General features: G+C 27.5%; 25 protein-coding genes. 24 read left to right on the forward strand and 1 reads right to left on the reverse strand.

What is annotated here, in order from left to right; translation table 11 throughout:
• The 11 genes from GBZ86_RS01210 to GBZ86_RS01260 form a co-directional block, all read left to right on the forward strand.
• Positions 1 to 2,297, forward strand: a 2,297-nt coding sequence (locus tag GBZ86_RS01210; protein WP_479690742.1) for a coiled-coil domain-containing protein, incomplete at its 5' end; no start/stop codon positions are given.
• Positions 2,298 to 2,314: 17 nt separating this feature from the next.
• A complete protein-coding gene (gene ftsY / locus GBZ86_RS01215; protein WP_152886964.1) occupies positions 2,315 to 3,226 on the forward strand; it encodes a signal recognition particle-docking protein FtsY in 912 nt (303 codons plus the stop codon).
• A 97-nt stretch (positions 3,227 to 3,323) separates the two neighbouring features.
• Positions 3,324 to 3,659 carry a putative DNA-binding protein gene (locus GBZ86_RS01220; protein WP_152886966.1) on the forward strand — a complete coding sequence of 112 codons (336 nt, stop codon included), beginning with the start codon at positions 3,324 to 3,326 and terminating at the stop codon, positions 3,657 to 3,659.
• Positions 3,660 to 3,670: 11 nt separating this feature from the next.
• Positions 3,671 to 5,026 (forward strand): signal recognition particle protein, encoded by a 1,356-nt coding sequence (ffh, locus tag GBZ86_RS01225; RefSeq protein ID WP_152886968.1) that lies wholly within the window; start codon positions 3,671 to 3,673, stop codon positions 5,024 to 5,026.
• Between the two features lie 33 nt (positions 5,027 to 5,059).
• Positions 5,060 to 5,305 (forward strand): 30S ribosomal protein S16, encoded by a 246-nt coding sequence (gene rpsP / locus GBZ86_RS01230; RefSeq protein ID WP_152886970.1) that lies wholly within the window; start codon positions 5,060 to 5,062, stop codon positions 5,303 to 5,305.
• A gap of 39 nt (positions 5,306 to 5,344) precedes the next feature.
• Entirely contained in the window at positions 5,345 to 5,572 is a 228-nt protein-coding gene (locus GBZ86_RS01235; RefSeq protein WP_152886972.1) for a KH domain-containing protein, read from the forward strand.
• Between the two features lie 65 nt (positions 5,573 to 5,637).
• Positions 5,638 to 6,141 (forward strand): ribosome maturation factor RimM, encoded by a 504-nt coding sequence (rimM, locus tag GBZ86_RS01240; RefSeq protein WP_152886974.1) that lies wholly within the window; start codon positions 5,638 to 5,640, stop codon positions 6,139 to 6,141.
• Complete coding sequence (gene trmD / locus GBZ86_RS01245) at positions 6,131 to 6,841, forward strand: tRNA (guanosine(37)-N1)-methyltransferase TrmD (RefSeq protein ID WP_152886976.1); 711 nt, start codon at positions 6,131 to 6,133, stop codon at positions 6,839 to 6,841. Before rimM ends, trmD begins: the two co-directional genes overlap by 11 nt.
• Positions 6,842 to 6,961: 120 nt before the next feature.
• Positions 6,962 to 7,312 (forward strand): 50S ribosomal protein L19, encoded by a 351-nt coding sequence (gene rplS, locus GBZ86_RS01250; RefSeq protein ID WP_152886978.1) that lies wholly within the window; start codon positions 6,962 to 6,964, stop codon positions 7,310 to 7,312.
• A gap of 140 nt (positions 7,313 to 7,452) precedes the next feature.
• Complete coding sequence (gene ylqF / locus GBZ86_RS01255) at positions 7,453 to 8,313, forward strand: ribosome biogenesis GTPase YlqF (RefSeq protein ID WP_152886980.1); 861 nt, start codon at positions 7,453 to 7,455, stop codon at positions 8,311 to 8,313.
• 13 nt (positions 8,314 to 8,326) lie between these two features.
• Complete coding sequence (locus GBZ86_RS01260) at positions 8,327 to 9,154, forward strand: ribonuclease HII (RefSeq protein WP_152886982.1); 828 nt, start codon at positions 8,327 to 8,329, stop codon at positions 9,152 to 9,154.
• On the opposite strand, the gene GBZ86_RS01265 is transcribed toward GBZ86_RS01260, so the two are convergent.
• Positions 9,149 to 9,517, reverse strand: a complete 369-nt coding sequence (locus GBZ86_RS01265; RefSeq protein ID WP_152886984.1) for a YraN family protein — start codon at positions 9,515 to 9,517, stop codon at positions 9,149 to 9,151. The genes GBZ86_RS01260 and GBZ86_RS01265 overlap by 6 nt on opposite strands.
• A gap of 115 nt (positions 9,518 to 9,632) precedes the next feature.
• Between GBZ86_RS01265 and GBZ86_RS01270 the strand changes: the two genes are divergently transcribed.
• From GBZ86_RS01270 to ispG, 13 genes are all read left to right on the forward strand, one after another.
• Positions 9,633 to 11,159 (forward strand): YifB family Mg chelatase-like AAA ATPase, encoded by a 1,527-nt coding sequence (locus GBZ86_RS01270; protein ID WP_152886986.1) that lies wholly within the window; start codon positions 9,633 to 9,635, stop codon positions 11,157 to 11,159.
• Positions 11,159 to 12,220, forward strand: a complete 1,062-nt coding sequence (gene dprA, locus GBZ86_RS01275; protein WP_152886988.1) for a DNA-processing protein DprA — start codon at positions 11,159 to 11,161, stop codon at positions 12,218 to 12,220. Before GBZ86_RS01270 ends, dprA begins: the two co-directional genes overlap by 1 nt.
• Before the next feature lie 43 nt (positions 12,221 to 12,263).
• Positions 12,264 to 14,345, forward strand: coding sequence for a type I DNA topoisomerase (gene topA / locus GBZ86_RS01280; RefSeq protein ID WP_152886990.1), 2,082 nt, complete (start codon positions 12,264 to 12,266; stop codon positions 14,343 to 14,345).
• A 157-nt stretch (positions 14,346 to 14,502) separates the two neighbouring features.
• The gene (gene codY, locus GBZ86_RS01285; RefSeq protein WP_152886992.1) at positions 14,503 to 15,276 is read left to right on the forward strand and encodes a GTP-sensing pleiotropic transcriptional regulator CodY; all 774 of its coding nucleotides are present in this window, start codon (positions 14,503 to 14,505) and stop codon (positions 15,274 to 15,276) included.
• 211 nt (positions 15,277 to 15,487) lie between these two features.
• Positions 15,488 to 16,189 (forward strand): 30S ribosomal protein S2, encoded by a 702-nt coding sequence (gene rpsB / locus GBZ86_RS01290; RefSeq protein WP_152886994.1) that lies wholly within the window; start codon positions 15,488 to 15,490, stop codon positions 16,187 to 16,189.
• Positions 16,190 to 16,262: 73 nt separating this feature from the next.
• Entirely contained in the window at positions 16,263 to 17,174 is a 912-nt protein-coding gene (gene tsf, locus GBZ86_RS01295) for a translation elongation factor Ts (protein ID WP_152886996.1), read from the forward strand.
• A 63-nt stretch (positions 17,175 to 17,237) separates the two neighbouring features.
• Positions 17,238 to 17,951 carry a UMP kinase gene (pyrH, locus tag GBZ86_RS01300; protein WP_152886998.1) on the forward strand — a complete coding sequence of 238 codons (714 nt, stop codon included), beginning with the start codon at positions 17,238 to 17,240 and terminating at the stop codon, positions 17,949 to 17,951.
• 16 nt (positions 17,952 to 17,967) lie between these two features.
• Positions 17,968 to 18,525: a ribosome recycling factor gene (gene frr / locus GBZ86_RS01305; protein WP_152887000.1), complete on the forward strand. Its 558-nt coding sequence runs from the start codon at positions 17,968 to 17,970 to the stop codon at positions 18,523 to 18,525.
• A 110-nt stretch (positions 18,526 to 18,635) separates the two neighbouring features.
• On the forward strand, positions 18,636 to 19,397 hold the full coding sequence (locus GBZ86_RS01310; protein WP_327443535.1) for an isoprenyl transferase: 762 nt from the start codon (positions 18,636 to 18,638) through the stop codon (positions 19,395 to 19,397).
• 17 nt (positions 19,398 to 19,414) lie between these two features.
• Entirely contained in the window at positions 19,415 to 20,209 is a 795-nt protein-coding gene (locus tag GBZ86_RS01315; protein WP_152887002.1) for a phosphatidate cytidylyltransferase, read from the forward strand.
• 197 nt (positions 20,210 to 20,406) lie between these two features.
• Entirely contained in the window at positions 20,407 to 21,561 is a 1,155-nt protein-coding gene (locus GBZ86_RS01320; RefSeq protein WP_152887004.1) for a 1-deoxy-D-xylulose-5-phosphate reductoisomerase, read from the forward strand.
• Positions 21,562 to 21,577: 16 nt separating this feature from the next.
• Positions 21,578 to 22,585 carry a M50 family metallopeptidase gene (locus GBZ86_RS01325; RefSeq protein WP_152887006.1) on the forward strand — a complete coding sequence of 336 codons (1,008 nt, stop codon included), beginning with the start codon at positions 21,578 to 21,580 and terminating at the stop codon, positions 22,583 to 22,585.
• Between the two features lie 20 nt (positions 22,586 to 22,605).
• A complete protein-coding gene (gene ispG / locus GBZ86_RS01330; protein ID WP_152887008.1) occupies positions 22,606 to 23,655 on the forward strand; it encodes a flavodoxin-dependent (E)-4-hydroxy-3-methylbut-2-enyl-diphosphate synthase in 1,050 nt (349 codons plus the stop codon).
• The last annotated feature ends 76 nt before the right edge of the window (positions 23,656 to 23,731 follow it).

The raw sequence follows: 23,731 nt of genomic DNA on the forward strand, positions 1-23,731 counted from the left end.
CAAATTGCCATAATTATAAAAATACTATAGAAATAAATTTATTTACTAAAAATGATTTAAATAAAGAATTAAATATAAAAATAACTGAGAAAAATGATTTAAATAAACTTATTAATAATAATATAAATGAAAAAAGTATAATTGAAAAAAAAATTTTGCATGTTGAAAATCAATTATCAAAAATTACTGGTGAATTACATAGATTAGAAGCAAATAAAGATATGTTAATTAAACTTGAAAATCAATATGAAGGATATAACATGTCTGTTAGAAAAATTATGGAATCTATAGAAGCTGGTAAAGTAAATATAAAAAAAGAAGATTGTACTCTTTTAGGAGAGGTAATAAAAGCTAATAAAGGATATGAAAGAGCTATAGAAATTTCATTAGGATTAACTATTTCTAATGTTATTACGCAGAATGATAAAATTGCTAAAATATTGATAGATTATTTAAAAAAATATAAAATAGGAAGAGCAACTTTTTTACCATTATCTATTATTAAAGGAAGAAAGTTAGAGGTTGCTAAAGTAATAAATGAACAAACAGGATTTCTTGGAATTGCTTCTGATTTAATAAGCTATGAAGAAAAATATGATAATATAATTAATTATATATTAGGTAAAACAATAATTTGTGACAATATTGACAATGCTTTAATTTTAGCTAAAAAAATAAATTATAAATATAAAATTGTAACTTTAGCTGGAGAAGTTGTAAATTCAGGAGGGGCATTAACTGGTGGAGTTATACAACAAAAAAATATGGGTGTTATTTCAAGAAAAGCTGAAGTTGAAAGCTTAACAAAAAAAGTTGTTAGTATAAATTTAGAAAAAAATAATATAGTAAATTTTTTAAATACTTTATATAAAGGTAAAAAAATATTAGAATGTGAAAAAGAAAAATTAACAGAAAAAGTATATAAAAATAATTTGCTTACAGTAGATATAAATAATAAAATTAAGTCAATAGAAAATGATATTATAAAAATAAAAAAAGATAGTGAAAAATTGCAAGGTCAGTTAAAAAATTATAATAAAAAATCTAAAGAAAATTATGAACAAATAAATTTTATAGAAAAAAAAATAAAAGAACTTGAAAATAAAGATATTAAAAATAAAGAAGAAGTAAAAGAATTAGAGTTAATAACAAAAGAATTAAGTTATAAACTTAATAAAATAAAAGAAAATAATGTGGATTTTAAAATTAAAAAGGCCAAAACTCATGAAATTATAGAAAACAAAGAAAAAGATATAAAAAGAGTTTTAGTTGAGGAAAGATTATTACAAAAAAAAATAATAGAACTAGAAAAAGAGATTTTAAAAAATGAAGAAAATGAAAAAGAAAGTTATGATTCCATAGAAAATAACAAAAATTTTATAGAGAAAGAAAAGATTAATTTAATATTATTAGAAGAAAAAGCTAAAGAATATGATATAAAAAAAATTAATATAAAAGAAAAATTAAATAGTTTAGAATCTTCTTTAGAAATATTAACTGTGGAAATTGCTAAAAAAGATAATGAAATTCATAAAAATGAAATTATATACACTAAACAAGATAATGAAAAAAATAATTATTATTTAAGGTTAAAAGAGGAATTTAACACTACATTTGAAGAGGAAGTTAAAAATTATAAATCTATTGATAGTATTGAAATGTATAAGAATAAAATAAACAAGTTAAAATTAAAAATTTCTTCATTGGGTTCTGTAAATGTTAATGCTATAGATGAATTTAAAGAAATTTCTTCAAAATATAAATTTATAACAACTGAAAAAGATGATTTAGAAAAATCACAAGAACAACTTATTAATGTTATTGAAGAAATGACTTCTAAAATGAAAGTATTTTTTAGACAGAATTTTAATATTTTAAATAAATATTTTGATGAAACTTTTAAAGAATTATTTAAAGGAGGAAATGCTAAACTTATATTACAAGAGGGTGATGAACTTCTTGGAAATATAGAAATAAAAGTTCAACCTCCTGGAAAAAAAGTTCAGAATATCAATCTTATGTCAGGAGGCGAAAAAGTATTATCAGCAATTGCTATATTATTTGCTATTTTAAAGATGAAACCAACACCATTTTGTATATTAGATGAAATAGAAGCTGCATTAGATGATTCAAATGTAGGCAGATATGCTGAATTTTTAAAAAAGTTTTCAAGTAAAATACAATTTATAGTTATAACTCATAGAAAAGGAACTATGGAAGTAGCAGATATAATGTATGGAGTTACAATGGAAGAAAAGGGAGTTTCTAAATTAGTGTCTGTAGATTTAGTTAAATAAAGAAAGGAATTAATATTATGTTTGGTAAATTTTTTGATAAATTAAAAACAGGGTTAACAAAAACAAGAGATAATTTAACAGATAAAATAAATGAGGTTTTAAAAATAGCAATAACAATAGATGATGATCTATATGATGAATTAGAAGAAATATTAATAACATCAGATATTGGTATGGATACTACTTTAGAAATAATAGAAAGATTAAAAGAAAAGATAAGAAAAGAAAAAATAAATGATGTATCTGAAGTAAAACCAGCATTAAAAAAAGTTATAAGTGAGATGCTATTAGAAGGAGATTATGAGGATGAATCTACTGATGGTAAAAAAGTTATTCTTGTAATTGGAGTTAATGGTGTTGGAAAAACTACATCTATTGGAAAGCTAGCAGCAAAATCAAAAAATGAAGGAAAAAAAGTTTTATTAGCAGCAGCTGATACATTTAGGGCAGCTGCAATAGATCAGTTAGATGTTTGGAGTAAAAGAGCTAATGTAGATATAATAAAACATAAAGAAGGATCTGATCCAGCAGCAGTTGTTTTTGATGCAGTTCAGGCATCTAAGGCAAGAAAAATTGATTTGTTAATATGTGATACAGCAGGTAGACTTCATAACAAAAAGAATTTAATGGATGAATTAGCTAAAATAAATAGAATAATAGATAGAGAATTAAATGGAATTAGTAAAGAAACCTTACTAGTTTTAGATGCAACAACAGGTCAAAATGCAGTTATTCAGGCTAAGCAATTTATGGAGGCTTGTCCTATAGATGGAATAATATTAACTAAATTAGATGGTACTGCTAAAGGTGGGGTTGTAATATCTATTAAAAACTCATTAAATATACCTGTTAAATATATAGGTGTAGGCGAGGGTGTAGAGGATTTACAAAAGTTTAATGCTGAAGAATTTGCAGAAGCATTATTGTAATTTTAAATAATTTTTAAAATTATAAAGGTGTTAAGTAAAAATACTTGACACCATAATATATTTTTGATATTATCTATTTTGTGAGCAAGGTGGTTATATGGAAGATAGATTTGAGATATCAATTTTATTAGATTATTATGATTCATTATTAACAGATAAACAACGTAACATAATGAGTCTTTACTACAATGATGACTTATCCTTAGCAGAAATTGCTGAGTTAAATAATACAAGCAGACAGGCAATATATGATTTAATTAAGAGATGTTATAAACAATTGGTTATTTATGAAGAAAAACTTCAATTATTAAAAAAGACTGTTATAAGAATGGAAATGAAAGATGAACTTATAAAGCTTTTAGATAATGCTTATTTAAATAAAGATTTAATAAATCATATAAATAAAAATATAGAAGAAATTATAAACGCTTAGGAGGGTTAGACATGGCTTTTGATGGGTTAGCATCAAGATTACAAGATGCTCTTAAAAAATTAAAAGGCAAAGGAAAGCTTACAGAAAAAGATATAAAAGAAGCCATGAGAGAAGTTAAGCTTGCACTTTTAGAAGCTGATGTTAATTATAAAGTTGTAAAACAATTTGTAGCAAGTGTTAGTGGAAAATGTGTTGGTGAGGAAGTATTAGGAAGCTTAACGCCAGGGCAACAGGTTATAAAAATAGTAAATGAAGAACTAACTAATTTAATGGGAATTTCTGAAAGTAAGTTAAATTATTCAGATAATGGACCTACGGTCTTTATGTTAGTAGGACTTCAAGGTGCTGGTAAAACCACAATGGCAGGGAAACTTGCATTACATTTAAGAAAAAAAAATAAGAAACCTCTTTTGGTTGCTTGTGATATATATAGACCTGCAGCTATAAAACAATTAGAAGTTGTAGGAAAGCAAATAGATATACCGGTATTCTCTTTAGGAGATAAGGTTAAAGCAGTAGATATTGCTAAAGCTGGTATACAACATGCAAAAGATAATGGTAATAATATAGTTATAATAGATACAGCAGGAAGACTTCATATTGATGAAGAATTAATGCAAGAATTAAAAGATGTAAAAGATGTAGCTAAACCAAGTGAAATTCTTTTAGTAGTAGACTCTATGACAGGTCAAGATGCTGTTAATGTAGCAGAAACATTTAATAATTCATTAGATATAACAGGAGTTATATTAACTAAGCTTGATGGTGATACTAGAGGTGGAGCTGCACTATCTATAAGACATATTACACAGAAGCCTATTAAATTTGCAGGTGTAGGAGAAAAGATGAGTGACATCGAAGTATTCCATCCTGATAGAATGGCTTCAAGAATTTTAGGCATGGGTGATGTTTTATCTTTAATTGAAAAGGCTCAACAAGCTATAGATGAAGAAGAAGCATTAAAGTTAAGTGAAAAGATGATGAATCAGGAATTTAACTATGATGATTACCTAAATGCTATGGAACAGATGAAAAAATTAGGACCTATAAGTAAGCTTATAGAAATGATTCCAGGAGTAAATGCAAAGGAATTAGAAGGATTAGATTTAGCTTCAGGAGAAAAGCAAATGGCTAAAATGAAAGCTATAATTCAATCTATGACTGCTAAAGAAAGAAAAAATCCTTCTTTAGTATCTGGTTCAAGTTCAAGAAAAAGAAGAATAGCTAAAGGTTCTGGAAGTACTATTCAAGAAATAAATAAGCTTGTTAAAGGTTATGAAATGATGAAAAAACAAATGAAACAAATGAAGTCATTTCAAAAGAATGCTAAAAAAGGATTGTTTAAGAAACTTCCTTTTATGAAATAATAATATTTTACACTTTGAAGGAGGTGAAATTACATGGCAGTTAAAATAAGATTAAGAAGAATGGGTGCTAAGAAAGCTCCTTTCTACAGAGTTGTTATTGCTGATTCAAGATGTCCAAGAGACGGAAGATTCATCGAAGAGATTGGATATTACAATCCAGTTGCTAAGCCAGAAGCTGAAGTTAAAATAGATGCTGATAAGGCTGCACAATGGTTACAAAACGGAGCTCAACCAACTGATATAGTTAAAAAGCTTTTCGTTAAGGCTGGAATAAAGTAATTTTCCTAGGAGGTGAATCTGCTTACATAGCAGAGTAATATGAAAGAGTTAGTAGAATTAATTGCTAAATCACTAGTAGATAATCCTGATGAAGTTCATGTAAATGAGGTTTCAGGTGAGCAGTCAATCATATTAGAACTAAAAGTATCTCCAGAAGATATGGGAAAAGTTATTGGAAAGCAAGGCAGAATTGCTAAAGCTGTAAGAACAGTTGTAAAAGCAGCTGCCCTTAAGGAAAATAAAAGAGTTGTAGTTGAAATCATTTAGTTAAGAGTTAGGGATACCTAACTCTTTTCGTTATATAATAATATTAAATAAGAGGTGAAGTTAATATGCGTGAATTTTTAAGAGTTGGTCAAATAGTAAATACTCATGGCGTTAAAGGGGAGGTAAAGGTTTTACCTTTAACAGATGATATGTATAGATTTGATGATTTAGAATATGTAATGATAAATGGAAAAAAGGTAAATATTGAAAGTGTTAAATATTTGAAAGATAAAGTTATATTAAAATTAGAAGGCGTTAATACAATGAATGAAGCGGAAAAATTAAAATTTAAGCAATATTATTTAGAGATTTCTAGAGATCAAGCAGTAGAATTGCCAGAGGATTCATATTTTATAGCAGATCTTAAAGGCTGTAAAGTAATAGATACTAATAATTTTGAATATGGAACAATAAAAGATGTTATACAAACTCCTGCTAATGATGTTTATTGGGTAAAAGGAGAAAAGGAAATATTAATACCTGTTTTAAAAGAAATAGTTTTAGATATAAATATAGAAGATGGATTAATAACAATAAAACCTTCTGGAGAATGGCAAGATGAAGATTAATATATTAACTCTTTTTCCTAATATGTTTGATATATTTAATCATAGTATTTTGGGGAAAGCACAAAATAATAATTTATTAAATATAGAAGCAATAAATATAAGAGATTATACTAAAAGCAAACATAAAAAAGTTGATGATTATCCTTATGGTGGTGGTGCTGGTATGGTTATAGCGGCTCAACCTATAGTAGATGCCATTAAAGCTACAAAAAAAATTAATACTGGGAAAGTTATATTTTTAGGACCAAGAGGAAAAACCTTCAATCAATCCATAGCAAAAGAATTAGCAAATGAAAAAGAATTAATATTTGTATGTGGCCATTATGAAGGTATTGATGAAAGAGCATATAAATATTTTGATATGGAAATTTCTTTAGGTGATTTTGTACTTACAGGAGGAGAAATGGCATGTATACCTATAGTAGATAGTATCTGTAGGCTAGTTCCTGGAGTTCTTGGAAAAGAAGAAAGTTTTCAAGATGAGAGTTTCTATCAGGGAACATTAGAGTATCCTCAGTATACAAGACCAGAAATTTTTGAGGAAGAAAGGGTTCCACAAGTTTTATTGTCAGGTCATCATGAAAATATAAGAAAGTGGAGAAGAGCTAAATCTTTAGAAATAACTAGAGAAAAAAGAGAAGATTTATTTAATAAAATTAAATTATCAAAAGAAGATAAAAAATTATTGAAATCTACATAAAAATAATATTGCTTATTCTAAATAATTATGTTAGAATAGCTTTTGTGTTAGTACGGGCGTTCCTCTGAACGGTAATAGTCCGAATACGAGCGTCAAATAAATTTTGAGGAGGACTACACAATGAACGATATAATCAGAGCTATAGAGCAAGAACAAATAAGACAAGATTTAGTAGAATTTAACGTTGGAGATACAGTTAAAGTTCACGTTAAAATCAAAGAAGGAAACAGAGAAAGAATCCAAGTATTCGAAGGAACTGTTATAAAAAGACAAAACGGTGGTTTAAGAGAGACTTTCACAGTAAGAAGAGTTGCTTATGGAACAGGTGTTGAAAGAACTTTCCCACTAAATGCTCCAATCGTTGATAAGATTGAAGTTGTAAGAAAAGGTAAAGTTAGAAGAGCTAAGTTATTCTACTTAAGAGATAGAGTAGGAAAAGCTGCTAAAGTTAAAGAGTTAAAAACAAGATAATTTTACACATAAACAGGGACTATAATTAGTCCCGTTTTTTTATATTTATATTTATACATAAGTTTTGATTATAAAAGACATTAATATACATATAGATTAAAATTTTGATATATGTTTTAAATAAAGGAAGGATGATATATATGGCTATAAACTGGTTTCCAGGACATATGGTAAAAACTAAAAGAGAAATAAAGGAAAATTTAAAGTTAGTTGATGCTGTAGTAGAAATAAGAGATGCGAGAATTGTTAAATCCTCAAAAAATCCAGATATAGATGAGCTTTGTGCAGGAAAGCCAAGAATAATTTTATTAAATAAAAGTGATTTAACAGATGCTAAAATTACAAAAGCATGGAAAAAATATCTAACTAATGAAAATACAACAGTAATAGAAGTAAATGCATTAAAAGGAGAAGGATTAAAAAATATAAAGCCAGCATTACTTTCTTTATTAAAAGAAAAGCATGATAGATTAAAAGCTAAAGGATTAGTAAAAATAACAACAAGAGTTATGGTAGTTGGTATACCTAATGTTGGGAAATCAACTTTTATAAATAAAATGGCTAAAAATAATATTGCTAAAACTGGAGATAGACCAGGAGTTACTAAAAGTAAGCAATGGATTAAAACATCTATAGGTATTGAATTAATGGATACTCCAGGAGTTTTATGGCCAAAATTTGAAGATGATACTGTAGCTTTAAATTTAGCTTTTACTGGAGCTATAAAGGATGAAATTATGGATACTGAAGAATTAGCTTTAAATTTAGTTGCTAGACTTCAGGAAACTAATCCTGAATTACTTATGAAAAGATATAAATTAACAGAATTAAAAGAAGAACCAATAGATAATTTAGATGCAATAGCAAGAAAAAGAGGAGCATTAATATCTGGTGGACAAATTGATTATAATAGAATAGCAGCTATACTTCTAGATGAGTTTAGAGGTGGAAAGATAGGTAATATATCTTTAGAAGAACCTCCTAATATAGAAGAAGTGTAAGGATGTGATTTACATGAAAGAATTAGTTAAAGATTTAAAAGAAAATATTTCTTCATATTCTTTTAAGAAAGTTAATGAATTAATTGGAAAAATTGAAGTTAACAAAGATAATAAAGATGATTTATTAGAGATATCCTTATTATTAAATAAAGATAAAAGAAAAAATATTATATCATTAGGTGATAAAATTCAAAGGCATATAGAAAGGTTTACTAAAGAATATTTAAGAGTAAAAGCTATGTATGAGTTTGATAAAAGTTTTGGCGAGTTTAATTTTATTGCAGGTGTAGATGAAGTAGGTAGAGGACCTTTAGCAGGACCTATAGTATCTTGTGCTGTGATTTTAAATTTGGATGACTTAGAAGACCTAATATTAGAAATAAATGATTCTAAGGTGATTTCAGAAGCTAAAAGAGAGTATTTAAGTGAAATAATAAAGAAAAAAGCTATAAGTTATTCAATTGCATGTAGCAGTAATGATGAAATAGATATAAAAGGTATTGCTTATTGCAATAATAAAGTTTTTATTGATGCTTGTAATGGACTATCTGTTAAACCAGATTTAGTATTGTCTGATGGTTATTTAATAAAGAATTTTAATATACAGAATAAATCAGTAATAAAAGGTGATAAACATAGTGCAACAATAGCATGTGCTTCTATTGTTGCAAAAGTATATAGAGATAATTTAATGAAAGAGTATCATAAAAAATATCCTCAATATCAATTTGATAAGAATATGGGATATGGAACTAAAAATCATGTAGAAGCTTTAAAGGTCAATGGAATGACATCAATACATAGAAAAACTTTTTTAAACAATATATTACAACAATTATAACCTAAATGCATCTTTAATATAATTTATTTTAGTGTTTTTATTTTGAGTATTAAATGTTATTTCTATAATATCAAATCTAATAAAATAATCATAAAGATTATTAATATATATGTAAAAATTTGCTGAATTTAAAATTCTATTTTTTTTATAGCAGGTTACAGCTTCACTAGGAGAGCCAAATGATTCTGTAAACCTGCTTTTCACTTCTATAAAACAAAGTAAATCTTTTTTAAAACAAATTATATCAATCTCACCTTGTTTGCATTTAAAATTTTTTTCTTTAATAATATACCCTTTATTTGTTAAAAAGGATATACATAAATTTTCACCGTAATTTCCAATAACTTTATTAAAACTTTTCATTACATCACCAATAAAAGTATTAACAGTATTATTAAATTTAATACTTAAATGATTAAAAGTAATATATTTTGTCAATTAATTTTATATGATATTTATAGAAAGGAATTGATAAAATATGTCCATAAGTTTAATAAGCTCCACTTTTAATGGGATTGATGGTGTTTTAATAGATGTAGAAGTAGATATAAGCAAAGGAATGCCTTCTTTTATAATAGTTGGATTACCAGATGCATCAGTAAAGGAGGCTAAAGAAAGAGTAAGAGCTGCTATTGTTAATAGTGGATATAAATTTCCAATAGGTAGAATAATAGTTAATTTAGCACCAGCAAACATAAGAAAAATTGGTGCTTTTTGCGATTTACCTATTGCATTAGGAATATTAATGGAAAGCAATCAAATTCCTAAAGAAAAAATTAAAAAAAATATATTTTTAGGTGAATTATCATTGAGTGGAGAGTTAAGAGAAGTTCCAGGTGCATTATGTTCTATACTTATAGGCATGGACAATGAAATAAAAAACTTTATAGTGCCTGAAGGTAATTTAAATGAATGTAGAGTAGTAAAAGAAGCTAATTTATTTAGTTTTAGTAATTTAAAAGAAGTTATAGGATTTATTATCTATAGTGATATTTTACCAAACAAAACAGTAGAAGTCTATGACGATAATATAGAAAATAATTTTAATTTATTAAGTATTTGTGGTCAAGAAAACGCTAAAAGAGCATTATTAATTGCAGCTACAGGAAATCATAATACTATATTACAAGGACCACCAGGATGTGGAAAGACTATGCTTGCTAAAGGTATTGCTTCAATATTACCAATTTTAACTCATGAAGAATCTTTAGAAACAACTAAAATATATAGTGTTTCCGGAGAATTAAAAAAAAATTCTGGCATAATAAAAAATAGACCTTTTAGATCTCCACATCATACCACAACAAAAATTGCATTAATTGGTGGAGGAAAAGAATTAAAAGTTGGAGAGGTTACATTAGCTCATAATGGTGTATTATTCTTAGATGAATTACTTGAATTTGATAGGAGAATTTTAGAATGTCTAAGGGAACCATTAGAAAATAAAGAAGTTAATATTTGTAGAAATACTGGTAATGTAAGATATCCTGCTAATTTTTTATTTATTGGTGCATTTAATCCTTGTCCATGTGGAAATTATTTAAGTTCCATTGAAGGAAGACGATGTAGTTGTAGTGAAAATGAAAGAATTAGATATCAAAACAGATTGTCAAAGGCAATGAGTGATAGAATAGATATATTTACCTTTGTGAAATATGCATCATATGAAGAGTTACAGCAGTTACCAGATAATAATGATGTAGAAAAATTAAAGCAACAGGTTGTCATAGGTCGTGAAATTCAAAGAAATAGATTTAAAGATAGTAATATAAAATATAATTCACAAATGACTCATAAAGATATAAACCATTATATAAAGTTAAATAATGAGTGTAATGAATTGCTAAGCAATATATATTATAAATTTGGAATTAGTACGAGAGCTTTAGATAGAATAATTAAATTATCTCAAACCATTGCAGATTTAAATAATAAACCTTTAGGGAAATCATACATATATGAAGCTTTAAGCTACAGAAAAAATTTGGAAGGAGAAGTAATATAATGGAAGATGTGGTGAAATATAAAATTTGGTTATCGGTTTTAAAAATTAGTGATAAAATGAAATTAGAATTACTTAAGTTTTTTAAAAATGAAAAAGATTTATATGAAAATAAAAATAAAATTAAGAATATACAAAGTAAGTGGGCTAAAGAGTTTCAAAAAAATATGGATTGTTTAGATATTACTTCTATAGAAAAATCAATTTTAAATAAAGAATATAAAATAACAACTTATAATGATAAAGATTATCCTACAAATCTTAAAAGTATATATAATCCACCTTATTGTATTTTTTATAGAGGGAATATTTCATTATTAAATGTAAGAGAAAGTATAGCAATTGTTGGATCTAGAAAGTGTACTGTATATGGTAAAGAGTCAACTAAGTATATATGCACAGAATTAGGAAAAAAGTGTATAAATATAATAAGTGGTGGAGCACTAGGCATTGATACAATAGCACATAAAACTTGTGTAACTAATAAGCATTATAATGTTGCTGTGTTGGGTTGTGGAATAAATGTAACTTATCCAGTTTATAATAAAGCATTATATGATGAGATTGAAAAAATAGGTGTTATAATAACAGAATTTTTGCCTAATACTAAGCCATATAGTTTCAATTTTCCCAAGAGAAATAGAATAATAAGTGGTTTATCTAAAGGTGTTGTAGTAATAGAAGCGGGTGAAAAAAGTGGCTCTTTAATAACATGTAACTATGCTTTAGAACAAGGGAAAGATGTAATAGCTGTTCCAGGTTCAATATTCTCTCCTCAAAGTTTAGGTTGTAATAAAATTATACAAGATGGTGCTTATATATTTACAACCATAGAGAATATGTTGTACAATCTTGCTATTAATTATAAAAAGGACAAAAAATTGGAGTTTTGTGGTCTAAAAGGCAAAATTATTAAGTTATTAGAAGAAAAAGTAATGCATATAGATGAAATTATTAATAATATGAATGTTGACACAGATATTATTCATGAGTTATTATGTGAGTTGCAATTTGAAAATGAAATTAATATGATTTCAGGAAATTATTTTGCTAAAATCCTATAGAGTTTAAGGGGGTGAACACTCTGAGTTTTAATCAGAGGTTGCAATGGGTCAAAAGTTAGTAATTGTTGAGTCACCGGCTAAGGCTAAGACTATAGAAAAATATTTAGGAAAAAATTACGTAGTAGAAGCATCAATGGGGCATGTTAGAGATTTACCTAAAAGCCAATTAGGTGTTGATATAGAAAATGGATATAATCCAAAGTATATAACAATAAGAGGAAAAGGTGAGTTATTAGACAAGTTAAGAAAACTTGCTAAAAAAAGCGATCAAATATTTTTAGCAACAGACCCTGATAGAGAAGGAGAAGCTATTTCATGGCATTTAGCTAATGTGTTAAAAATAGATGAAGGAAAAAAATGTAGAATAGAATTTAATGAAATAACAAAAGAAGCAGTTAAAAATTCTATTAAACATCCTAGAGCCATAGACACAAATTTAGTAGATGCACAACAAGCAAGAAGAGTTTTAGATAGATTAGTTGGGTATGAAATAAGTCCTCTTTTATGGAGAAATGTAAAATGGGGATTAAGTGCAGGAAGAGTTCAATCAGCAGCACTTAAAATTATTTGTGATAGAGAGGAAGAAATAAATAAATTTATTCCTAAAGAATACTGGACTGTAGATGTTAAGCTTAAGAAAGGCAAGAAAACATTTTCTGTAAAATTATCAACTAAAAATAGTAAAAAAATAGAGATTGGTAATGAAGAAGAAGCTAAAACAATAATTAATGATTTAAAACAAAATGATTTTAGTGTAAAAAAAATAAAAAAAGGAACTAGAAACAAAAATCCTTTACCTCCATTTACTACAAGCACCTTACAGCAGGATGCAAGTAAAAAATTAAATTTTATGACTAAAAGAACAATGTCTATTGCACAACAACTTTATGAAGGTATTGAAATTAAAGGGTATGGTACTGTAGGATTAATCACCTATATGAGAACTGACTCTGTAAGGATATCTTCAGAAGCACAAGAAAAGGCAGTAAATTTTATAAAAGATAGTTATGGTAATGATTATATACCAAAAGAACTTAGAGTATATAAAAGTAAAAAAAATGTTCAAGATGCACATGAAGCTATAAGACCAACGTATGTAGAAATAACACCGGAGGTGGCTGCTTCAAATTTAAGCGCAGAGCAATATAAATTATATTCATTAATTTGGAAAAGATATGTTGCAAGTCAAATGTCTTGTTGTATACTTAATACAAATAATATAGAAATTATAAATGGTGAATATTTATTAAGAGCTAGTGGTTCTACAATAAAATTTGATGGATTTATGAAAGTTTACGAATATTTATCAGATGGAGAAGAAGATGATGTTAGTATTCCAGAGTTAGAAGAAAAAGAAATTTTAGCTGTAAGTATTATGGATTCAAAACAACATTTTACTCAACCACCAGCCAGATATACTGAAGCTTCTTTTGTAAAGTTATTAGAGGAGAAAGGAATAGGTAGACCTAGTACTTATGTTCCGACTATATCTACATTAGTAAGTAGAAAATATGTTCAAAGAGAAAAGAAAAATTTAGTACCTACTGAATTAGGTTTTATAGTAAATAATATAGTATCAGAGTATTTTAAACAAATAGTTGATGCTGATTTCACTGCTGATATGGAAACTAAATTGGATTTTATAGAAGAAGGAAAAACTAATTGGAAAGGTATCGTAGATAAATTTTTTACACCTTTAAAAGCAGCTATAGAAAAAGCTGAAAAGGAAATATGTAAAGTTGTAATTGAAGATAAAGTAAGTGATGTTCCATGTGATAAATGTGGAAGAATGATGGTTGTAAAGCATGGAAGATTTGGAGATTTTTTAGCTTGTCCAGGTTATCCAGATTGTCAAAATACAAAACCTATTGTAGAAGAAGTTGATGCGAATTGTCCATTATGTGGTGGTAAAGTTGTTGCAAAAAGAAGCAGAAAAGGAAAGAGATTTTATGGATGTGCTAACTATCCAGAGTGTACATTTGTAAGTTGGAGTGAACCAACAAATGAAAAATGTCCAAAATGTTCTAGCTACATGGTAAAAAAATATTCAAAAACTAAAGGTGAATATTTAGAATGTAGCAATAGCGAGTGTAAAGAAAAGAAAAATATAGAAAAAACAAACTAAAATGGCAAAAAATAAATCAAAACTTATAATATTTAATATAATAAAAGCAGGTTGAAATACGTAATTTACTATGTTAATATTTAAGTAGTGAAATTGGTGTGAAAAAATTAGTGAATTTTTAATATGTTTTTCATGGGATTGTTTTAGGAGGAAATTCATGTCTACACTACTTAGTAAAACTAGGAAATTAAACAAGATATTACAAACTGGTACAGAAATTATTGGATTTGGGAATATTTGCGAATTGTTAAGTGAAGTAATGGCTTGCAATGTATATTTAGTAAGTAAAAAAGGTAAAATTTTAGGTTATGCTTTTTGCGAAAGATTTGAATGTGAAATTATGAAAACAAAAGTAGTAACTGAGAAAAAGTTTCCCGAAGATTATAATAATAAGTTATTAAACATTCAAGATACTTTATCTAATACGCCTAATAGAGGACAATGTATTTTTGAAGGTGAGGGAGAATGTATAATATCAGAAAAGATTTCTACTATAGTACCTATAGTTGGAAATAGAGAAAGATTAGGTACACTTTTATTAGCTAGATTTGGAGAACATTTTACAGATGATGATTTAGTTTTAGCTGAATATAGTGCTACTATTGTGGGAATGGAACTTTTAAGAGCTAAACAATTAGAGATTGAAGAAGAGGCAAGAAAAAAAGCAGTAGTTCAATTAGCTATAGGTACTCTTTCTTATTCAGAATTAGAGGCTGTAGAGCATATATTTGAGCAATTAAATGGAAATGAAGGATTATTAGTAGCTTCCAAAATTGCTGATAAAGTTGGAATAACTAGATCGGTTATAGTTAATGCTTTAAGAAAATTTGAAAGTGCTGGAGTAATAGAATCTAGAAGTTTAGGTATGAAAGGCACACATATAAAAATATTAAATGAAAAATTATTAGATGAATTAAAAAAAATCAAATAATTTAGTAGGAAACAACTATAGTTGTTTCCTTATTTTTTACCTTTTAAATTTAAAATTTTTATTGATAGTTTTAATGTGCTGTGTTATACTATCAAAGGTAACAAATACACACACTATCGAATCTATAAATTGGTGCCGATGCATTAAGTATTGGAAGGTTTTTAGATATGAAGATGGTGGAGGATATAACCATATTTAAGGAGGAACAGAAATGTCAGTAATTTCAATGAAACAATTATTAGAAGCTGGTGTTCACTTCGGACATCAAACAAGAAGATGGAACCCTAAAATGGCTCCATATATTTTTACAGAAAGAAATGGTATATACATAATAGACCTACAAAAAACTGTAAAAAAAGCAGAAGAAGCTTATTTCTTCATTAAAGAAGTAGCAACAGAAGGAAAAGATATTCTTTTCGTTGGTACTAAAAAGCAAGCTCAAGAAGCTATACAAGAAGAAGCAGTTAGATCAAACATGCACTTTGTAAACAATAGATGGTTAGGTGGAATGTTAACTAACTTCAAAACTATAAAGACTAGAATAAAAAGATTAGAAACTTTAGAAGCTATGGAGCAAGATGGAACTTTCGAAGTTTTACCTAAGAAAGAAGTAATCAAGTTAAGAGCTGAAAAAGAAAAATTAGAGAAAAACTTAGGTGGAATTAAAGAATTAGATGCTTCAAATATAGGAGCTTTATTCGTAGTAGATCCAAGAAAAGAAAAGAATGCTATATCAGAAGCTAAAATATTAGGTATACCAGTAGTTGCAATTGTAGATACTAACTGTGATCCAGAAGAAGTGGATTATGTAATACCTGGTAATGATGATGCTATAAGAGCAGTTAAATTAATAACTGCTAAAATGTCTGATGCTATTATAGAAGGAAGACAAGGCGAGCAATTAGCTGAATAATAGATTATATTTTAAGGTAGGTGAAGTGAATTCTTCATTTACCTTTTAAATTAACAAGTTGGGAGGAATTACAATGATAACAGCTCAAGCGGTTAAAGAATTAAGAGAAAGAACTGGCGCAGGAATGATGGACTGCAAAAAAGCCTTAACAGAAACAAACGGAGATATGGAAAAGGCTGTTGAAGTTTTAAGAGAAAAAGGATTAGCAGCGGCAGCTAAGAAAGCTGGTAGAGTAGCAGCAGAAGGTATTGTTGCTACTTATGTATCAGAAGATATGAAAAAAGGTGCTATGGTTGAAGTTAACTGTGAAACAGATTTCGTTGCAGCTAATGAAGAATTTATAGCTTTCGCTAATAAAATAGCTGAAATGGCAGCTAATACAAGTGCTACAACTGTTGAAGAATTATCTGCTGAAAAGTACAATGATGAGAAAACTGTTCAAGAAGTATTAACTGAGTTAATAGCTAAAATCGGAGAAAACATGACAGTTAGAAGATTTAATAAATTCTCAGTTGAAAATGGAGTAGTTCAAAGCTATATCCATGGTGGTGGAAGAATTGGTGTTATGGTTGAATTAGCATGTGATGCTTCAGCACCAGTTTTAGCAACAGTTGCTAAAGATGTTTGTATGCAAGTAGCAGCAGCTAACCCATTATTCTTATCACAAGCAGAAGTTGATCAAAAAGCTTTAGAAACTGAAAAAGAAATATACAGAGCACAAGCTTTAAATGAAGGAAAACCAGAAAAGATAGTAGACAAAATGGTTATGGGAAGAATTCAAAAGTACTTCAAAGAAGTATGTCTTTTAGATCAAGCTTGGGTTAAAGATGGCGATAAATCAATTTCTAAATACTTACAAGAAATATCAAAAGAAGTTGGTTCTCCAGTAACAATCGTTAAATATGCAAGATTCGAAAGAGGCGAAGGAATCGAAAAGAAAGAAGAAAACTTCGCTGAAGAAGTTGCTAAAATGGGAGTAAAATAGTAACATAAGAGAACACAGAGTGTTCTCTTTTTTTAAAATATTATAAATTTGCGGAGGTTAAATATGGAAGCTTGTAAATACAAAAGAGTTATGCTTAAATTATCAGGTGAGGCTTTAGCCGGAGAGAATGGATTTGGTATAGATTTTAATGTGGCAACAAGAATAGCTAAAGAAATAAAAGAGTTAGTAGATATGGGAGTAGAAGTTGGTGCTGTTGTAGGTGGCGGAAATATTTGGAGAGGCAGAGAAGGAGAAGGTATGGACCGAACTACTGCTGATTATATGGGAATGTTAGCTACTTCAATAAATGCATTAGCACTTCAAGATTCTTTAGAGGGTTTAGGGGTTCATACTAGAGTACAAACAGCTATAGAAATGAAAGAAATAGCTGAACCTTTCATAAGAAGAAGAGCTATGAGACACTTAGAAAAAGGTAGAGTTGTTATATTTGGTGCTGGAACAGGAAATCCATATTTTTCAACAGATACAACTGCAGCATTAAGAGCAGCAGAAATAGAAGCAGATGTTATATTATTAGCTAAAAAAGTAGATGGTGTATATGATAAAGACCCACATAAGTACAGTGATGCTAAAAAATATGATACATTATCATATTTAGATGTTTTAGACCAAGGTTTACAGGTTATGGATTCAACTGCAACATCATTATGTATGGATAATAACATACCTATATTAGTTTTTGCTTTAGATCAACCAGGAAATATAAAAAAAGCTATATTAGGCGAAAAAATAGGAACTATTGTTACTAAAAAGTAAATAAGGAGGATTTTTTATGGTAAAAGATATAATGAAAAAATTAGAAGAGAAAATGAATAAAACGATTAATGTTTTAAAATCTGATTTATCTACTATGAAAGCAGGAAGAGCTAATCCAACAATGTTAGATAGAATTCAAGTAGAATATTATGGAAGTATGTGTCCTTTAACTCAAGTTGCTAACGTATCATCACCAGAACCAAGATTATTAATTGTTACTCCTTGGGAAAAGTCTATGTTAAAAGAAATTGAGAAGGCTATATTAAAATCAGATTTAGGAATAAATCCTAATAATGATGGAAATATAATCAGATTATTAGTACCTGAATTAACAGAAGAGACTAGAAAAAATTTAGTTAAAAATGTTAAAAAAACAGGAGAAAATGCTAAAGTTGCTATTAGGTCTATAAGAAAAGAAGCTAATGACAAAATTAAAACCTTAAAGAAAGATGGAGAACTTTCAGAAGATGATGTTAAAAAGTCAGAAGAGGATGTTCAAAAAGTTACAGATAATTTCGTTAAAGAAATAGATAAAATAATAGTAGCTAAAGAAAAAGAAATTATGTCAGTTTAGTTTTAAAACCTGCTTCTTTAGCAGGTTTTATTTATTTTGTGTTAATATAAAAATTAAGAATTTTATATATTAAAATATTAAATTTATAAGTGTGTGAGGGAGGTTGTAAGGTGTTAAGTTTTTTTGATAAAAAAAAGGAAGATAAAAATAAGGAAATAGCTATAAATCCTAACAATATACCACAGCATATAGCAATAATTATGGATGGTAATGGAAGATGGGCCAAGGCTAGAAAATTGCCAAGATCAATGGGACACAGAGCGGGTGTACAGACTATTGAAAAAATTCTTAGAGAGTGTAGAGATTTAGGGGTTAAGCATTTAACTTTATATGCTTTTTCTACTGAAAATTGGAAAAGGCCTAAGGATGAAGTTGGTGCATTAATGAATCTTATAGTAGAATATTTAAAAAATGAACTTGAAACATTACATAAGAATAATGTTAAATTAAATATAATAGGTGATATATCAGAACTGCCTTTATTTTGTCAGGAAGAAATATATAAAGCTTGTGAGAAAACAAAAAATAATGATAAAATAACGTTAAATGTTGCACTAAATTATGGAGGAAGAGCCGAGATAATTAAAGCACTTAAAGATGTTATAAAAGATATTGAAAATAGCAAATTAAATATTGATGATATAAATGAAAATATAATTAATAAATATTTATATACAGCTAATATACCAGATCCTGATTTAATAATAAGACCAAGTGGGGAACAAAGATTAAGTAATTTTTTATTATGGCAATGTGCTTATTCAGAATTTTGGTATTCAAATATAAATTGGCCAGATTTTAAACCAAAAGATTTAAGAAGAGCTATATATGATTATCAAAATAGAAACAGAAGATTTGGTGGAGTTAAGTAATATTAAGAGGTGATTTTATGAAATCTAATAACAGATATTTAGGCGCATTAATAATGGCTCCATTTATAATATTTATATTTTTGGGTGGAATATGGCTTAAATATTTTACAATTGCTTTATCCGTATTAGGATTATATGAATTTTATAAAACTGTAAAAGTTAAAAAAATGAAACCTATAGTATTTATGGGATATTTATTATTGGCATTATATTATTTAACGGATAATAATTTTGAAATTTTATCTTACATGATTATTATTGCAACTTTTATTTTATTATGTGTTCCAATAATAAATTTAAAGTATAATTTCATAGATGTATCTATTACATTATTAGGATTTATTTATGTAGGAGTATTTTTTAGTTTTATATATTTAGTAAATTCAAAATATGGAGGACAGTATTTAGTTTGGTTGATTTTTCTTTCATCATGGTTTTGTGATACTATGGCATATTATGCAGGAAGATTATTTGGGAAACATAAATTATGTCCTAAAGTAAGTCCTAAAAAAACTATAGAAGGTTCTTTAGGAGGAGTATTAGGAAGTACATTAGCTTGTGTTATATTTGGAATAATATTATCAAAGTACTATCCTATAGTTTCTATTTCTAATTATCTTGTAATTGGAATTTTATGTGGTGTATTTTGTCAATTAGGTGATTTGGTTGCATCATCAATTAAAAGATATGTAGGAATAAAGGATTATAGTAATTTAATTCCAGGGCATGGAGGGATTTTAGATAGATTTGATAGTATACTTTTTGCTGCAGTAGTAGTGTATTTTTATCTAACTTTTATAGTTTTTATATAAATAATAAATTTTAAAGCACTATTGAGCCTTATTTATATAGGTTTAGTAGTGTTTATTTATTATTTAAAAAATTCTTCTTTTAGGTAAAAAGTGGAATAAGTATTATTGTATTTAAGATAATAATAAGATAAAATATACTTATCTATAAATAAGAATATTTTAATGAATTTTATTATAAACTTAGGAGGAATAAATAAATGAAGAAAATTTCTATATTAGGGGTTACTGGTTCAATAGGAACTCAGACCTTAGAAGTTTTGAGATTTCATAAAAATGAATTTCAGTTATTAGGAATAACTGCACATAAAAATATAACCTTAACATTAGACATAATAAAAGAATTTTCACCTAAAGTTGTTGCCATAACTCATAAAGAATCTTATTATGAATTAAAGAATATTTTAAATAAAGAAGAAATAAATTGTGAGTTAATATATGGAATGGATGGAATGATTAAAGTTGCTACATTACCAGATGTAGATATAGTTGTAACTTCTGTTGTTGGAATGATAGGACTTAAACCTACATTAGAGGCAATAAAAAATAAGAAAGATATTGCTTTAGCTAATAAAGAAACATTAGTAGTAGCTGGAGAACTTGTAATGGCGGAAGCTTTAAAAGCTGGAGTATCTATATTGCCAGTTGATTCTGAGCATAGTGCAATATATCAAAGTTTACAAGGAAATTTTCATAACAAAATAGATAAAATAATTTTAACTGCTTCAGGTGGACCTTTTAGAGGATATACTTTAAATGAGCTCAAAGATGTAACTGTGGATAAAGCTTTAAAACATCCTAAATGGAATATGGGAAGAAAAATTTCAATAGATTCTTCAACTCTTATGAATAAAGGATTAGAAGTAATAGAAGCTCGTTGGTTATTTGATTGTCCTTATGAGAATATAGAAGTTGTAATTCATCCACAATCAATAATTCATTCAATGGTTCAATATACAGATGGAGGAGTAATAGCTCAACTAGGTGTTCCAGATATGAAATTGCCTATACAATATGCATTGAATTATCCCAAGAGATTAGGCAATATTAGTGAAAAGCTGAATTTTTACGAATTAAAGGAATTAACTTTTGAAAAGCCAGATCTTAATGTGTTTAAATGTTTAGATTTAGCATATAAAGCAGGAAAGATAGGGAAGCTTATGCCAGCCATAATAAATGGAGCAAATGAAATATGTGTAGAATTGTTTTTAGATAAAAAGATTGAATATCTTCATATACCAAAAATAATTGAAGAATGTATGGAAGTTTTCGATTATAATAAAGAGGTAACTTTAGATAATGTGTTAGAAATAGATAAGCAGGTAAGAGAATTTATTTATAATAAATATAGTTAATTAAGGAGGGGTTAGATTGTATATAATTTATGCTATATTAGCATTTAGTATATTAATAATCGTACATGAATTAGGTCACTTTATAGTAGCTAAATTAAATGGTATAAAAGTAGAAGAATTTTCAATTGGAATGGGACCAAAATTATTTGGGGTAAAAGGAAAAGAAACTGAATATAATTTAAGAGTTTTACCTTTTGGTGGTTTTGTAAAAATGTTAGGTGAAGAAGAACAAGTTAAAGATAAAAGATCTTTTAGTTCTAAATCACCAATACAAAAAATTTTAGTCATTGGTGCTGGAGCTTTTATGAATTTGGTTTTAGGTATAGTTATTTTTACAATACTTTGTATGAATAATGGATATGCTGAAACAAAAATTGGAGAAGTTGCAAATGGAACGCCAGCACAAGAAGTAGGATTACAAATAGGTGATGAGTTAATAAGACTTGATGGCAAAAAAATTAATACTGTTAATGATTTAACTACTGGAATTGCTATGGCTAAAGGTAATCCTATTAAATTACAGGTTAGTAGAGGTGGAGAAAAAATTACAAAAGAAATAATACCTGCTGTTACAGAAGATGGAGGATTAAGAATTGGAATAGCATTTGAGCAAGTGAAAAATCCAACACTTTTGCAAAGTTTTGGTCATAGCTTTTTAGAAATAAAAAGTTTAATATCTCAAACTTTTACAGCGTTAAAAAGTATAGTAACGGGAGAAGCCAATTTAAAGACAGATGTAGGTGGCCCTATAACTATTATAAAAATGTCAGGTCAGATGGCTAAAACAGGCATTTGGAATTTAATGTGGTTTATGGCGTTTTTAAGTGTGCAATTAGCTGTATTTAATTTATTACCATTACCAGCGTTAGATGGAGGATTAATATTTATAGAATTAATACAAATGACAATTAGAAAAAAGATACCTGCTGTTTATATAGAAAGATTAAATTATATAGGAATTATGTTGCTTATGGGATTAATGGTTATAGTAACAGTTAAGGACTTAATATTTCCTATATTATAAATAGAGGAGATTATCATATAATGGATAGAAAAAAAACTAGAAAAGTTCAAGTTGGAAACATATATGTTGGTGGTGACTATAGAGTTTCTGTTCAATCTATGACTAATACAGACACAAGAGATGTAAAAAGTACAATAAATCAAATAAAGGCATTACAAAATGCAGGATGTGATATAGTTAGATGTGCTGTTTTAGATATGGAAGCAGCTGAAGCTATAAAAGAAATTACTAAAGGAATAGAAATTCCATTGGTAGCAGATATACATTTTGATTATAGATTAGCTTTAGAAGCAATAAAAAATGGAGTATCTGCACTTAGAATAAATCCAGGTAATATTGGAAGTAAAGATAGAGTAGAAACGGTAGCAAAAGCATGTATGGAAAAGAATATTCCTATTAGAATAGGAGTTAATTCAGGTTCATTATCTAAAGATATTTTAAAAAAATATGGAAAAGCAACACCAGAAGCTTTAGTTGAAAGTGCAACAAGACATGTAGAAATATTAGAAGATTTAAGCTTTAGAAATATAGTTGTTTCTATAAAATCTTCTAATGTAAATACAATGATTGACAGCTATAGATTAGCTTCAGCAAAAATGGAGTATCCTCTTCATCTTGGGGTTACAGAAGCTGGGACAATTTGGAGAGGTACTATAAAATCTTCTATAGGAATTGGTACTTTACTTTCAGAGGGAATAGGTGATACTATAAGAGTGTCTTTAACTGGTGACCCAGTAGAGGAAATAAAGGTTGGAAAAGAGATACTTAAAAATTTTGGATATGTTAAAAATGGAATAGAATTTATTTCATGTCCAACTTGTGGAAGAACGCAAATTGATTTAATAAGAATAGCTAATGAAGTGGAAGATAAGTTAGCAAACTGCCAAAAAAATATAAAAGTTGCTGTAATGGGTTGTGTAGTTAATGGTCCAGGAGAAGCAAGAGATGCGGATATAGGAATAGCTGGTGGAAAAGGTGAAGGTCTTATATTTAGAAAAGGTGAAGTTATAAAAAAAGTAAAAGAAGAAAATTTAGTAGAAGAGTTAATTAATATAATAGATACATTATAAAAATAAGAAGGGATTTTTAATCCCTTCTTTAAACTTATAGTAGATATTTTGGATAACATTGTTAGAATAATAAATT

The sequence above is a fragment of the Clostridium tarantellae genome (assembly GCF_009295725.1).
In the GTDB taxonomy this organism is placed as follows: Bacteria; Bacillota; Clostridia; order Clostridiales; family Clostridiaceae; genus Sarcina; species Sarcina tarantellae.

Excerpts from the sequence above, each read along its gene's own strand:
- ftsY (WP_152886964.1), top strand. The coding sequence starts at position 2,315 with ATGTTTGGTAAATTTTTTGATAAATTAAAAACAGGGTTAACAAAAACA.
- GBZ86_RS01220 (WP_152886966.1), top strand. The coding sequence starts at position 3,324 with ATGGAAGATAGATTTGAGATATCAATTTTATTAGATTATTATGATTCA.
- ffh (WP_152886968.1), top strand. The coding sequence starts at position 3,671 with ATGGCTTTTGATGGGTTAGCATCAAGATTACAAGATGCTCTTAAAAAA.
- rpsP (WP_152886970.1), top strand. The coding sequence starts at position 5,060 with ATGGCAGTTAAAATAAGATTAAGAAGAATGGGTGCTAAGAAAGCTCCT.
- GBZ86_RS01235 (WP_152886972.1), top strand. The coding sequence starts at position 5,345 with ATGAAAGAGTTAGTAGAATTAATTGCTAAATCACTAGTAGATAATCCT.
- rimM (WP_152886974.1), top strand. The coding sequence starts at position 5,638 with ATGCGTGAATTTTTAAGAGTTGGTCAAATAGTAAATACTCATGGCGTT.
- trmD (WP_152886976.1), top strand. The coding sequence starts at position 6,131 with ATGAAGATTAATATATTAACTCTTTTTCCTAATATGTTTGATATATTT.
- rplS (WP_152886978.1), top strand. The coding sequence starts at position 6,962 with ATGAACGATATAATCAGAGCTATAGAGCAAGAACAAATAAGACAAGAT.
- ylqF (WP_152886980.1), top strand. The coding sequence starts at position 7,453 with ATGGCTATAAACTGGTTTCCAGGACATATGGTAAAAACTAAAAGAGAA.
- GBZ86_RS01260 (WP_152886982.1), top strand. The coding sequence starts at position 8,327 with ATGAAAGAATTAGTTAAAGATTTAAAAGAAAATATTTCTTCATATTCT.
- GBZ86_RS01265 (WP_152886984.1), bottom strand. The coding sequence starts at position 9,517 with ATGAAAAGTTTTAATAAAGTTATTGGAAATTACGGTGAAAATTTATGT.
- GBZ86_RS01270 (WP_152886986.1), top strand. The coding sequence starts at position 9,633 with ATGTCCATAAGTTTAATAAGCTCCACTTTTAATGGGATTGATGGTGTT.
- dprA (WP_152886988.1), top strand. The coding sequence starts at position 11,159 with ATGGAAGATGTGGTGAAATATAAAATTTGGTTATCGGTTTTAAAAATT.
- topA (WP_152886990.1), top strand. The coding sequence starts at position 12,264 with ATGGGTCAAAAGTTAGTAATTGTTGAGTCACCGGCTAAGGCTAAGACT.
- codY (WP_152886992.1), top strand. The coding sequence starts at position 14,503 with ATGTCTACACTACTTAGTAAAACTAGGAAATTAAACAAGATATTACAA.
- rpsB (WP_152886994.1), top strand. The coding sequence starts at position 15,488 with ATGTCAGTAATTTCAATGAAACAATTATTAGAAGCTGGTGTTCACTTC.
- tsf (WP_152886996.1), top strand. The coding sequence starts at position 16,263 with ATGATAACAGCTCAAGCGGTTAAAGAATTAAGAGAAAGAACTGGCGCA.
- pyrH (WP_152886998.1), top strand. The coding sequence starts at position 17,238 with ATGGAAGCTTGTAAATACAAAAGAGTTATGCTTAAATTATCAGGTGAG.
- frr (WP_152887000.1), top strand. The coding sequence starts at position 17,968 with ATGGTAAAAGATATAATGAAAAAATTAGAAGAGAAAATGAATAAAACG.
- GBZ86_RS01315 (WP_152887002.1), top strand. The coding sequence starts at position 19,415 with ATGAAATCTAATAACAGATATTTAGGCGCATTAATAATGGCTCCATTT.
- GBZ86_RS01320 (WP_152887004.1), top strand. The coding sequence starts at position 20,407 with ATGAAGAAAATTTCTATATTAGGGGTTACTGGTTCAATAGGAACTCAG.
- ispG (WP_152887008.1), top strand. The coding sequence starts at position 22,606 with ATGGATAGAAAAAAAACTAGAAAAGTTCAAGTTGGAAACATATATGTT.